Annotated in this window: 13 protein-coding genes; 5 read left to right on the forward strand and 8 right to left on the reverse strand. The window is 67.3% G+C overall.

All coding sequences use genetic code 11. From position 1 onward, the window contains the following. Positions 1 to 109 precede the first annotated feature (109 nt). Positions 110 to 1654: a DHA2 family efflux MFS transporter permease subunit gene (locus tag EPO55_RS22355; protein ID WP_296339540.1), complete on the reverse strand. Its 1545-nt coding sequence runs from the start codon at positions 1652 to 1654 to the stop codon at positions 110 to 112. Between the two features lie 88 nt (positions 1655 to 1742). On the opposite strand from EPO55_RS22355, the gene EPO55_RS22360 reads away from it, so the two are divergent. Together EPO55_RS22360 and EPO55_RS22365 are read left to right on the forward strand one after the other, a co-directional pair. Next, positions 1743 to 2240, forward strand: coding sequence for a MarR family transcriptional regulator (locus tag EPO55_RS22360; RefSeq protein ID WP_296339542.1), 498 nt, complete (start codon positions 1743 to 1745; stop codon positions 2238 to 2240). Continuing rightward, entirely contained in the window at positions 2237 to 3325 is a 1089-nt protein-coding gene (locus EPO55_RS22365) for an HlyD family secretion protein (RefSeq protein WP_296339544.1), read from the forward strand. Before EPO55_RS22360 ends, EPO55_RS22365 begins: the two co-directional genes overlap by 4 nt. Here the strand turns inward: EPO55_RS22365 and EPO55_RS22370 are convergent. The 3 genes from EPO55_RS22370 to EPO55_RS22380 are packed head-to-tail and all read right to left on the reverse strand — an operon-like array spanning position 3322 to position 5227. Next, the gene (locus EPO55_RS22370; RefSeq protein WP_296339546.1) at positions 3322 to 4308 is read right to left on the reverse strand and encodes a 2-dehydropantoate 2-reductase; all 987 of its coding nucleotides are present in this window, start codon (positions 4306 to 4308) and stop codon (positions 3322 to 3324) included. The genes EPO55_RS22365 and EPO55_RS22370 overlap by 4 nt on opposite strands. An 8-nt stretch (positions 4309 to 4316) precedes the next feature. Beyond that, positions 4317 to 4634, reverse strand: a complete 318-nt coding sequence (locus EPO55_RS22375; protein ID WP_296339548.1) for a 2Fe-2S iron-sulfur cluster-binding protein — start codon at positions 4632 to 4634, stop codon at positions 4317 to 4319. Positions 4635 to 4642: 8 nt separating this feature from the next. Further along, a complete protein-coding gene (locus EPO55_RS22380; RefSeq protein ID WP_296339550.1) occupies positions 4643 to 5227 on the reverse strand; it encodes a hypothetical protein in 585 nt (194 codons plus the stop codon). A gap of 124 nt (positions 5228 to 5351) precedes the next feature. On the opposite strand from EPO55_RS22380, the gene EPO55_RS22385 reads away from it, so the two are divergent. Continuing rightward, positions 5352 to 6245, forward strand: coding sequence for a TauD/TfdA family dioxygenase (locus tag EPO55_RS22385; protein ID WP_296339552.1), 894 nt, complete (start codon positions 5352 to 5354; stop codon positions 6243 to 6245). Here the strand turns inward: EPO55_RS22385 and EPO55_RS22390 are convergent. Genes EPO55_RS22390 through EPO55_RS22405 form a run of 4 tightly spaced genes read right to left on the reverse strand, consistent with a single transcriptional unit; the run spans position 6223 to position 10693 of the window. Beyond that, a complete protein-coding gene (locus tag EPO55_RS22390) occupies positions 6223 to 6987 on the reverse strand; it encodes a hypothetical protein (RefSeq protein WP_296339554.1) in 765 nt (254 codons plus the stop codon). The two genes, EPO55_RS22385 and EPO55_RS22390, sit on opposite strands and share 23 nt — an antisense overlap. Continuing rightward, on the reverse strand, positions 6984 to 7634 hold the full coding sequence (locus tag EPO55_RS22395) for an ABC transporter ATP-binding protein (RefSeq protein ID WP_296339556.1): 651 nt from the start codon (positions 7632 to 7634) through the stop codon (positions 6984 to 6986). The genes EPO55_RS22390 and EPO55_RS22395 overlap by 4 nt, the downstream gene beginning before the upstream one ends. A 21-nt stretch (positions 7635 to 7655) precedes the next feature. Continuing rightward, positions 7656 to 8855 carry an ABC transporter permease gene (locus EPO55_RS22400; protein ID WP_296339557.1) on the reverse strand — a complete coding sequence of 400 codons (1200 nt, stop codon included), beginning with the start codon at positions 8853 to 8855 and terminating at the stop codon, positions 7656 to 7658. An 11-nt stretch (positions 8856 to 8866) separates the two neighbouring features. Beyond that, a complete protein-coding gene (locus EPO55_RS22405; RefSeq protein WP_296339558.1) occupies positions 8867 to 10693 on the reverse strand; it encodes a hypothetical protein in 1827 nt (608 codons plus the stop codon). A gap of 120 nt (positions 10694 to 10813) precedes the next feature. On the opposite strand from EPO55_RS22405, the gene EPO55_RS22410 reads away from it, so the two are divergent. Both EPO55_RS22410 and EPO55_RS22415 read left to right on the forward strand, forming a co-directional pair. Continuing rightward, entirely contained in the window at positions 10814 to 11425 is a 612-nt protein-coding gene (locus EPO55_RS22410; protein WP_296339559.1) for a hypothetical protein, read from the forward strand. Between the two features lie 26 nt (positions 11426 to 11451). Then, positions 11452 to 12273 (forward strand): MBL fold metallo-hydrolase, encoded by an 822-nt coding sequence (locus tag EPO55_RS22415; protein WP_296339560.1) that lies wholly within the window; start codon positions 11452 to 11454, stop codon positions 12271 to 12273. Positions 12274 to 12392 lie beyond the last annotated feature (119 nt).

Below are 12392 nucleotides of genomic sequence, written 5' to 3' on the forward strand. Positions count from 1 at the left end.
AAAATCATAGGACTGAAATCATTAGCACGCCAACGATCCATCCCCGCGTCCGCCGTCAGGCTGCAACGCGCGCTCTGCATGCCGAGGGGCCGTCGAGGGGGGCGGCGGCCTAGGCCGCCCGGGCGCGGCGGCCGATCAGCAGGATCAGCGGGATCGCGAGCGCCGAACACAAGGTGTAGAAGCCGAAGGCGTTGATGTAGCCCAGCATCGCGGCCTGGCGGTTGATCTCCTTCGACAGGCGGGCGAGCCCCTGGACCGTGTCGAAATCCCAGCCGCCGGTCACCCACGGCAGCGCCAGCGCCTTGTTGTAGGGGTTCACCAGCTCGACCATCCGGCCGTAGTTGGCGCCGGTGGCGCGCACGATCTCGGCGACGCAGATCGAGATGAAGAAGCTCGACCCGATGTTGCGCAGCAGGTGGTAGACCGCCGTGCCCTCGGCCAGGTTGGCGGAACCGACGGTCGAGAAGGTGACCAGGGTGAGCGGCACCCAGATGACGCCGATGGCGATGCCCTGGACGAAGCTGTTGGCCATCAGCGCGGTCGCGCCGACGTTGAGGTCGAAGCTCATCAGCCACAATCCCGAGATCACCTGCAGCGAGAAGCCGCCGATCAGGCCGATGCGCGGATCCATGCGGCCGACGAAGATGGCGAGGAAAAAGCCCATTGCCGCGCCGGCGCCGCGGGCGGCCACGATCTCGCCGATCAGCAGGTCGGGATAGCCGGCGTGCTGTTGCAGCAATGGCGGCAACAGCACCATCGGCGTGAAGTTCAGCATGCCGTAGATCAACACCAGCACGAGGCCGAGCGCATAGTTGCGGTCGAGCAGCAGGCGCAGGTTGAGGAACGGCCTTTGCGCCGTGAGGCTGTGCGCCAGGAAGACCCAGAAGGCCAGCATGGCGATGAAGGTCTCTAGCATGATCTCGGTGGAGTCGTACCAATCGAGGCGCTGGCCGCGCGACAGCACGAGCTGGATGCCGGCGATGGTGACCGACAGCGACAGGAAGCCGGTCCAGTCGAGCGCCGTGCGGCCAACCGGCTTGTCGCGCGGCAAGGTCAGGCGCAGGCCGGCGAACGACAGGAAGCCGACCGGGACGATCATGTAGAAGGCCCAGCGCCAGCTGTAGAGCTCCGACAGCATGCCGCCGACGGTGGGGCCGATCACCGGCCCGATCACCACCGCCATGCCGAAAATCGAAGTCACGAGTCCCTGCTGCCGCTTGGGGAAGCTGTCGAGCAGGATGGTCTGCGACAGCGGGATCACGGGCGCGCCCAGCCCGCCCTGCAGGATTCGCCAAAACACCAGCCACTCCAGCGAATCGGCGGCGCCACAGAAGAACGTGGTGACGGTGAACAGGAAGACCGACCAGCTGATCGTCTCGCGGCGGCCGAAGCGGGCCGCCAGCCAGCCGGTCATCGGCGTCGCCACGGCGGTCGCCAGGATGTTGAAGGTCATGGCCCAGGCGATCTCATCCTGGGTAGCCGACATGGTGCCCTGCATCTGCGGCAGCAGCGTCGAGGCGATCAGCAGCGTGGTGGCATAGAGGGTCGAGCCCAATACGACGGCGACCAGAATCAGCACGCGGCGGCCCAACGAATAGGATTCACTGGGGTGGGCGGCGGCGCCGGCGGCGGTGGCGGGGGCACTTGAACTCATGGCCATGGCTATTGTAGCCTAGGCAACAATATCCGACCAACGGCATTCCATGGCCTTCCAAGAGGGGGCCGCCCGGGAGGGCCTTCGATTGAGTCCCGACGACGACGGCTATATCGGCTACGTGCTGTCCGACGTGGCGCGCCTGATCCGCACCGTGTTCGACCGCCGGGTGCGCAGCCTCGGCCTCACCCGCGCCCAGTGGCTGGTGCTGTCGCGGCTCTATCGTCGTCCCGGCGCCAGCCAGACCGAACTCGCCGACATGCTCGAAGTCGATCGCGCCAGCGCCGGCCGCATGATCGACCGCATGGAAAAAGGCCACTGGGTCGAGCGCCGCGGCGACGCCGGCGACCGCCGGGTGAAGCGCCTCTACCTCACGCCCGAAGCGCGGCGCGTCCATGCCCGCATGTGGGCGATCGCCGAGCGGACGGTCGACGACGCTCTGGCGCCGCTGTCGCCGCTGGAGCGCGTCCGCTTCACCGGTCTGGCGGCACGCGTGAAGGAGCGGCTGCAGTCGATGGCCGGCGCCGATGCCGGTCCGGCGCCGGACATCGCCGCCCCGCGCCAGCGCAGCGCCGCCCTGTCATGAGCCGCCGTCCCCTGGCGCTGCCGCGCCTCCTCCTGCTGGGCGTCGTGCCGTTAGTCGCCATCGCCGGTGCCGGATACTGGTGGCTGTCGGGCGGCCGCTTCGTGGTCACCGAAAATGCCTACGTGAAGGCGCACATCGTGCAGATCGCCCCGGAAGTGGCCGGCACCGTGCGCCGCGTGCCGGTCCTCGACCATGCCACCGTCTCGACCGGCGACACCCTGCTGACGCTGGAGACCCGCCCGTTCCGGCTGGCGCTCGACAGCGCCGAGGCCGAACTCGACACAGCGCGGGCGCATGTCGAAAGCCTGCGCGGCGCCTGGCGCGAGGTGGTGAGCGAGTTGGCCGACGCCGAAGCGCGGGCCTCCTATGCCCAGCGCCAATGGCAGCGCCAGGAGGAGCTGGCGGTGAAGGGCATCCTCTCGGCCAGCAAGCGCGACGAGGCGCAGAACGACATGCGCACCGCGGCCGACCGCGTGAGGTCGGTGAAGGAAAAGCTGCACCGCGTCCTGACGGTGCTCAACGGCAATCCCGAGCTGCCGGCCGAGGAGCATCCGCTGGTGCGCGAGAAGACCGCGGCCCGCGAGCGCGCCGCCCTCGACCTGGCGCGAACCACGGTGCGCGCCCCCGTCGACGGCGTGGTCGTGAACCTCCGCGTGCAGCGCGGCGAGCAGGTCAAGGCCTCGACGCCGCTGTTCGCCGTGGTGGCGCTCAGCCGGCCGTGGATCGAGGCGAACTTCAAGGAAACCGAGCTGACGCATGTGCGCGTGGGCCAGCGGGCGCGCATCGTGCTCGACACCTATCCCGACTCGACCTGGGAGGCGGTGGTCGACAGCGTGAGCCCGGCGACCGGCGCCGAGTTCTCGATCCTGCCGCCGCAGAATGCCAGCGGCAACTGGGTCAAGGTCGTGCAGCGCCTGCCAGTGAAGCTGCGCGTGCTGCCGCACCAGGGCGAGCCGCCGCTGCGTGCCGGCATGACCGCGACGGTGAGCATCGACACCGGCCGCCAGCGCAGCCTGGGCGACGTCGCACAGATCTTCAGTGGCAAGCCCGCCCAGGCCACCGATTCTACGACGCAGAAGCCCTAAGCCGTATAAAGACCCTTCGACGACGCGAGGCTGACGCAAATTGACTCGATCGCATCGAGCGTCGGCGTTTCCATCTTGGCACTGCGCGCGAAGGCGAGCGGCGCCCGCACGATGGATTCGATCTCCATCGGCCGGCCGAGCTCGTAATCCTGCAGGATCGAAGGGCGATGATCGGGATAGACGCGGCTCGGGCCGTAGCGCTGCTCCGGACTGTCGTCGAGCACGACGCCATGGGCCGCCGCCACGGCCAGCGCCTCGGCGTGCGCCCGGCGGCAGAGACGGTTGATCTCGGGCGTCTTCTGGATCGTGTTGGGCTGTTGCAGGATCAAACAGACCGTCGATCCGGTGAGATTGGCCATCAGCTTGTGCCAGATGTCGTAGCGGATATCGTTGGTCGCCGGCGAGGCGATGCCGGCCGCCACCAGTGTCGCGCGCAGAGCGTCGATGCGCGGGCTCGGGCGATCGTCGGTCTCCGCCACCCAGAGCGTGTTGCGCTCCGGCGAGATGTTGTGCACCACGCCGGGCTCCATAACGTGGTTCGACGAGGTGACGACGGCGCCCACGGCCCGGTCGTAGCTCACCGCGCGCGCGAGCGCGCCGCCGGGATCGAGCCGCGACAAATCCGGTGCCGGCGGACGCGAGGCGGCAAGGCCGTGGCCGTACCACCAGGGAATGCCGTTCTGCACGAAAGCCACCGCCGTATCCGGGAGCAGCAACGGGCCGATGTTTTCGGCCAGCACCGCCAGGCCCGACGATTTCATGGTCACCAGCACCGCGTCCTGCGGCCCGAGGTCGGCCGGCCGGTCGCTGGCGCGGACCGGCGCCACGATCCTGCGATCGCCGCTCAGCAGCGTGAGGCCGCGGGCGCGAATGGCCTCGAGATGCGCCCCGCGCGCCACCACCGACACCTCGTTGCCGGCCGCGGCGAGGCGCGCGGCGAAGTTGCCGCCGATCGCGCCGGCTCCAAAAACACAAATCCGCATGCGTCGCCCTACCGTTCGGCCCGGCTCAACCAGGCAACCGTAAGGTCGCTGCGCGGACGGGCGCGACAGGCCAGCGTCTGACCCGCCTTGATCTGCTGCGGGCTGAGGCAGGCGTCGTTGCGCGGCAACAGGGTGACCTTGCCGACGTCGAGGCGGCTGGTGCAGGTGCCGCAGTTGCCGGTGGCGCAGGCGAAGGGATAATCGATGCCGGCGGCGATGGCTGCTTCCAGCACGGTCTGGTTGGCGGCGCAGTCGATGGTCTGCCGGGTGTTGGCGATCGTCAGGCGATGAGATTTCGGGGGGCGGGACTTCGGGGTGCGGGCCATGTCAGCGCTCACGCCATCGCTGCGTGGCGGCGCGACGGCGTCGTACGGACCGAATTGAACTGCGGGACGTACCAAGACACCGACGGGAAGCGCACCAGGGCATAACCGTAGAGCGCGAGGCCAATCGCCGGCTTGTCGCCCACCACCAAGGTGCTGTGAATGTCGTGATCGGCCATCGCCATGCCGCTGCCGGGTTCGACCATCACCTCGCCCACCTGCTCAACCGTGGCGTAGCCGGACTTGGCGAGATTGTCGGTGCGGCGGAAGAACTTGTGGCGCTCGCGGCCGGAGATGGCGGCATTGATGCACCAGATGCCGTGATCGTGCGGGGCGGCTTCCTTGCCCGGCAGGCTGATCGTGAGATAGAGGCCGTGGCCGTCGTCGTCCTCGACCAGCAGCGGATGGTTGCGGCCCTCCGCCACCGGCATGGCGAAGTCGGCGAGCGGAAACAGCTCCTTCCTGGCCGCTAGCGCCACCAGCTTCAGCTTGAGCGCATGCAGGGCCGAGGGCGTGATGCCTTCTTTCGCCGTGATGGCGTGAACATCCGCCAACAGTTTTGCGGCAGCGCGGTTTCGCTTGTCGGAGGCGGTCATGAAAGGGTTCCCCTAGCTTGAGAGAATGGTACGGGCTAGGCCTCCTCTGCGGCAAGGGGTAGACTTTCGCCAGAGGCGCAGAAGCGTCCGGGACCGACGCCAAGGATCGATGGAGGAACCCGACATGGCACGCACTCTCGGCATCGAGCCGCTCGCCGGCACCACGTTCGGCGCCGTGGTGAAGGGCGTGAAGGTGACCGCGCTCGACGACGCCACCTGGCGCGAGCTCCATGCGGCCTGGCTGCAATACGCGCTCCTCATCTTCCCCGACCAGCATCTGAAGCGCGCCGAACAGATCGCCTTCGCCAGGCGCTTCGGGCCGCTCGAGTTCGAAATGGCGGCGATCAGCAACGTCAAGGCCGACGGTTCGCTGCGCATCGAGGCCGACAACGACGACGTGATGAAGATCCTCAAGGGCAACATGGGCTGGCATTGCGACAGCACCTACATGCCGGTGCAGGCCAAGGGCGCGGTGTTCAGCGCCGAGGTGGTGCCGAGCATCGGCGGCCGCACCGGCTTTGCCGACATGCGCGCGGCCTGGGACGCGCTCGACGACGCGCTCAAGGCCAGGATCGAGACGCTCTCGGCCTATCACTCGCTCCATCACAGCCAGTCCAAGCTCGGCCACCAGACCAACAAGCGCGACGGCGAATACAGCGGCTACGGCCTGCATGACGGGCCGGTGCCGCTCCGGCAACTGGTGAAGGTCCATCCCGAAACCGGCCGCAAGTCGCTGTTGATCGGTCGCCACGCCCACAACATTCCCGGCATGGACAAGGCGGACTCCGAACGACTGCTGCAGGAGCTGGTCGACTTCGCCTGCCAGCCGCCGCGCATCTACCACCACGACTGGGCGGCCGGCGACGCGGTCGTGTGGGACAATCGCTGCCTGCTCCACCAAGCGACGCCCTGGGACATGACCCAGCCGCGCGTGATGTGGCACAGCCGCATCGCCGGCGATCCGCGAAGCGAGGCGGCGCTCGGCGGATCCGCCGTCAGTGCGGCGGCATCGGGATGAAGAGCGGCGGCGCGCCGGTGCTGCCGGGTGGCCGGAGATAGACATAGAACGGCGTCCGGCGCTCGACGACATCGTCGCCCGGCTGCGCCCGTTGGCTCACCAGCAGATCGTCCTGGATGCGGACATGCATGTAGCCCGGCATGAGCTCGGCCCAGTTGGCCACGTCGGGCGTGAACAGGACATCGTAGGCATAGTCCTTGGCCACGGCGACGACACTGGAGGCGGCGGCGTCGACCGGCCGTGAGGGCACCTGCTGCCAGACCATGCCGGACTGCACATAGACCGCCACGGGATTGAGCATGACGTAGAGCGGCCCCGCAGGGCTGGTGTTCTGGAGCGACAGCGTCATGCGGAACGATTTGCCGTCCGCTTCGGCCACGATCCGCTTCAGTTCAACATAGAGCGACCGCATCGCCGAATTCTCGAGTTGCAGCCGCGCCTGGCGCTGCTGTTTCGTGAGATGCGCCTGATAGCGGCCGACGCCCGCGTCGACGGCAAATGCCAGCATGATCGCCACGACGACGCCCAGCACCACGGGCGACCGCCACAGACCGAGATGCCGCCCGAGCTTCGGCGACGTTGCCGCCGACGCCGCCCTCGCCTTGCGCGGCGCCTCGCGCAGTTCATCGAGCAGCTCGCGCTTCGGCTGCTGCAGAGCCGCGAGCTGGCGGCGCAGGTCGCGGATCAGTGCGTCCTTGTGCTCGGACGACAGGCTGGCCGGATCGGGCGGCTGCTCGCTCATGCCACAAGCGCGCCGTTGGCGATGTGGACGATCTGCTGCGCCTGCCCGGCCAGGGCGAGATTGTGCGTGACCAGAACAAGCGTGGTGCCGACCTCGCGGTTGACGGCCCGCAGCACGTCCATGATCTCGATCTCGGTCTGCTCATCGAGATCGGAGGTGGGCTCATCGGCGAGCAGGATGGAGGGGTCGTTGATCAGTGCGCGCGCGATCGCGACGCGGCGCTGCTCGCCGGCGGAAATCTCGGCAGGATAGGCGTCGAGATAGGCGCCCAGTCCCAGCCGCTCGAGCAGGCCCGCGGCGCGTGCATAGGTGCCGGACGCGCCCTGCCCGCGGCCCAGCATCGCCGGCAGGGCGACATTGTCGATCAGGCGCAATGTCGGGAGCAGGCTCGCGAACTGGAAGACGTAGCCCACTTTCTCGTTGCGGAAGGCCGCCAGTGCATTGTCGGACAGGCCCCAGATGTCCGTGCCGTCGACGGTCACCGAGCCGGCCGAGGGACGGCTGAGGCCTCCTATCATCGCCATCAAGGTCGACTTGCCCGAACCCGAGCGGCCGATGATGGCCGTGAACCGGCCGGCCGGCACATCGAGATCGATGCCGGCGACGGCGGTCACGAGGCCGCGCTCGGTCCTATAGCTCTTGCTCACCTGGCGACACGCAAGCATCGCTCAGCCCTCGCCGCGCACGAGATCGTAGGCGTCGCGTCGGCTTGCCCGCCACGCCGGATAGAACGCGCCCAGGGCGCCGATCGCCGCCGCCAACCCGATCGCCGCCGCCGCGAAGGCCACCGTTCGCGGCAGGTCGAGCCAGACGAAGGGCACGCCGATATTCTCCAGGTAATAGACCAGCGAGCGCTCATAGAAGCGCATCACCAGGATACCCAGGGTGACGCCCAGGACGCCGCCGACGCCGGTGGCGATCACTGCCTCGACCACCATCATGCCCACGATCTGCGACCGCCGCGCCCCGATTGCCTTCAGCATGCCGAGTTCGCCGCGCCGTTCGGTGACGATCGCCGAGAAGAGCACGCTCACCATCACCGCCATGCTGGCGAACATCAGCATCATCAAGGCCAAAATGCCTTTTAGAAGCGCCGCCAGGCCCTGGCGGATCCCCGACAGCGAGGACTCGCCGGTCACGACCTTGACGCCCCTGACCGCGGACAGGATGGCGAAACGCGCCTGCAGCGCCGTCGCGCCCGGTGCCAATTCGACCAGAAAGCCGCTGACCTTGCCCGGCGCCAGCACCGCCGGCCGTTGCGGCATGCTGGCTGCCAGCGCGTCCAATGTCGCAAACGACATGAAGATGCCGCGCTCGTGAGTGCCGACGCCGGTGCGGCCGAGCTTGCCGTAGACCACGTGCGACTTGCCGAAGATCAGCAGTTGCGAGCCCAGCGGCGCGTCGCGGCCAACACCCAGGATCACATCGCCGGCGCGAAGCTCGCGGTTGAGCTTCTCGCGGAGCCAGGGCTGGATCGTGAAGTCGCGCGCCGGATCGATGCCGATTAGGTCAACCAGCTCGTGATGGCTGCCGATGCCGGAATGCTCGACCCGCACGATCTTCTGAGGGGCGGCCCGCGCGATGCTGGCGAGCCGCGCCTTGGCCAGGACATCGGCGTCGAGCACCAAATCGGTGGGCTCGACCGTGAGCAGGGCCGCCGTGATGTTGGTGAGCGCGCCCTCGGGCGCCACCATCATGTCGGCGCCGAGACGCGTGAAACCCACCGCCATGCTATCGTCGATGCTGCGCATCAGGGTGGCGCCGGTGAAGACGACACCGCTGCCGATCGCCACCGCGGCGATCAGCAGGAAGCTGCGCGCCCTGCGGCGCCCGAGGTTCTGCAGGGCAAGGCTGGCGAGCAGCCTCAAAGCGTGCCCACTCAGAGCGTACAGGAGCGCGTGTGCTTCATGTGCTCCAGCTTGGTCGGGATGATCACGCAATCATGGTGCCCGCCATTGCTCGGCAGGATGCCGACCAGCGTGTCGGTCGAGGTGTCGACGACCGCGATGCCGCTCGACTGGCGCTGAAAGCCGCTGAACGGCGTCAGCACATACTTGCCGTCGTAGGTGATCGCCGGCGTCTGAAGGTCGGGGCCGATGCCCTGGATCTCCTTGATGATCTTCCAGGTCTTGGTGTCGACCACCATGAGGCCACTGGAGGCCGGCGAGGGATGCAGGATGGACAGGTAGAGCTTGGAGCTGTCCATCGAGAAGACCATATGGAACGGGTTCGGATACTTGCCGCGCCACAGTGGGTCCTCGACGTGCGCCACCTTCTTCCACTTCTTCGGATCGGGATCGCTGGTGCTGAAGACTGAGCAGTTGTTTTCCCGGAGGTTGTTCATCATCACCAGGAACTTGCCGTCGGGCGAGAAGCCGATCTCGTGGCCGGGCGAATGGATCTTGTCGAAGGTGACCTTCCACGTGTCCTTGTCGATCTGCTCGACCGGATACTGGTCCTGCGAATCCTTGTTGAACTGCAGGAAGGCCGCCGGATCGAAGTTCTTCTCGGGGTCGAGGATACAGATGCCGCCGCAGAGACGCACAACGGTGGCGGCCCAGCGGCCTTCGGGATGCCAGATCGTGCCGTCGGCGCCGGTGAGCGTAAGCGGCGCGTCGCCGGGCAACGAGCCTTCCTCGACGAACAACTCGCCCATGGGCACCATTTCCCAGTCGATCTTGTTGCCCTTGGTGCCGCGGTAGTCATAGAGGCCGGTCTTGGCGTCGGGGTAGATCTTCTTGATGGTGAGCGTGCCGCCCTTGATCCAGGCATCGCGCAGATCGGGCACGTTGGGCTTCCAGTCGAACTTGAGCGCCGCCTTCACCTTCGACGTGGTGCGGTCGAAGCAGGCGGCGATGTCCTTCTGGCCGTCGGTGACGAAATAGGACTGGGCATCCTTGGGATTGACGGTGACGTGGACGCCGAGCCCGAGACCGGTCGACTCCGAGACGTTCTCGACCATCTGCATCTGCGTGCCGTCGAAGCGGACGCGATAGATGTTGGTGCCCGGCGCCGGATCGGTGGTAGCCGTGGGGATGCCGTAGATCAGCGAGTTCTTGCCGCCCTGCGTCGAGTTGACGAATTCGAAGCCGTGATAGGGATCAGAACTCGGGAAGGCGCAGAGATGGTGACTGATCGGGCTGTAGTCACCGTAGGTCCAGTACCAGATCGAGGCCAGCACCCGGTTGGAATTGAGATCGAGCGCATAGGTGCCGCCACCGAGCTTGGTCGGCAGCAGCGCGATCCACTGGCCGAGGCTGCGTCCCTTGACGTCGGCCCTGGAGTCGACGATCTCGCGGACGATGTGTTCCTGCTGGGCGCCCGAACCGGCGACCTGGAAGACTCCGGTATCCGACGACGAGCCGCCGCCCAGCGCGTGATAGCCGAGCACGGCCGCTTCGGCGACGCCTGCGGTGCCGACGGCGACGTTCAGCATGGTGCGCCGGCTCATCCGGGTCTTGCGCGCCGGCGCCACGGCCTCGGCGGCCCTCGCCTTCTGCGTCGCGGCTTCCTGCTTGGCGACCAGGTAGGTCTGGAATTCGGCGCGATCCTTCTCCAGCACTTCGGCGTTGCGCTTGAGGAATTCGTCGATCGAGGCTTTGCGCGCCGGCAGATTCGGCTCCGCGCCATCGGTGACGAGCGGCGTGATCAGCGGGGCGTCAGGAGCGACTGTCTTGGCAGGCGTTTCTCTGATCGGCTCAACCATTTGCCGCACCCCCTCGTTACCGTGTGGCGCGAATACTAGACGCGGCGTTTTGCGAAGGACATTCCGAAATTTGAAGAACTGAAGGCTGATTTTCCGCGGCGGTGCCGCTAGTGTTCGGCGATGGACTATGCCGTCATCATCAGCGCCATCGTGCTCGGCCTTTCCGTGCTGGCAACGGCTGCGAAATTTTTCGACTGGTTCATCCACACCGATCCGCCAACAATGATCCGCGTCAGCCGCTGGATGCTGCTGCTTCTTATTCTCGCTGGCGTTCCTGTTCTTGCCTGGATGATCACCGACGGACGATGGTCGGCGGCGATGCTGCTCGGTGCCGGCATGCTGGCCGGCGCCACCTTCCTGAAATGGCGGGCGATGCTGCAGCCGTTGCGCGCGCTTCTCGAGTACTTTCGGCCGAAGGCGCGACCCTTCGACATGGCGATGGCCCCCGATCCTGAGACTGTCCAGCGCGCGGCGGCCGTCCTCGAGGCCTACGTCCAGCACGCCGCCCTGCCGGCACCGCGGCAAGACGGCATGTCACGCGCCGAGGCTCTCGATGTCCTGGGCCTTGCGCCCGGAGCCGACGAGGCGGCCATCCGGGCAGCGCACCGGCGCCTGGCCAGCCTCGTCCATCCCGATCATTCGGGATCGACCTATCTCATGAACAAGGTCGACCAGGCACGGGATACGCTGCTGCGGCCGTCGCGCGAATGGCCGCGACTGTCGAACGGCTGACCCTTCCCTCCTCCGAAAGATCCTCCATGCAAGTCATCATCCTCGGCAGCGGTTCGCCTATGGTCGCCGCCGACCGGGCTGGCCCCTCCACGCTGGTCCGCATCGGCCAGACCGACCTGCTGTTCGACTGCGGCCGCGCCGTGCTGATGCGTGGCGTGGCCGTCGGCATGACGGCGCGCGACCTTGCCGCTCTGTTCGTCACCCACATGCACAGCGATCACACCACCGACTATAACGACGTCATCACGACGCGCTGGATCACCAATACCGATCCAAGGCCGCTGCAGGCCTTCGGCCCGGTGGGCTTCGGGAAATTCACCGACGCCACATTGGCGATGCTCGAGAACGACATCCATTACCGCATGGCGCACCACGCCGACCTGCCGCACCGGCCGCAGGTAACGGTGCGCGAGGTGTCCGAGGGGCTGGTGTGGGAAGCCGGCGGCATTCGCGTGATGGCGGCGCCGACCGATCACAGTCCAGTGCATCCGACGGTCGGCTTTCGCATCGAGGCCGAAGGAAAGGTGGTGACGATTGCCGGCGATACGGTGCCCTGCGCCGGACTCGCGAGCCTCTGCCGCGGCGCCGATGTCTATGTCCAGACCGTGATCCGCCGACAGGTGGTCGAGAAGGTGCCGCTGCAGCGGTTTCGCGATATTCTCGACTATCATTCCGACATCGCACAGGCTGCCCAGACCGCGCGCGCCGCCGGAGTCCGCACTCTGGTGCTCAACCATCCGGTGCCGGCGCCGCGTCCCGGCACCGAACCGGAATGGATCGCCGAGGCCAAGGCGCATTTCGACGGCGAAGTGCTGTTGGCCAACGACCTGCTGAAAGTCGAGGCCTGAGGAGCGCTAACCCGCGCCGCCCTCGGCCATCCGCGCGTCGTCGTAGGCCTTTTGCGCATCGTCCGCCGCCTGCACGGCGCGGTCGCGTCGCGCCGCGGCCGCGCCGTCGAGCGTGTAGA

The sequence above is a fragment of the Reyranella sp. genome (assembly GCF_004296935.1).
In the GTDB taxonomy this organism is placed as follows: Bacteria; Pseudomonadota; Alphaproteobacteria; order Reyranellales; family Reyranellaceae; genus Reyranella.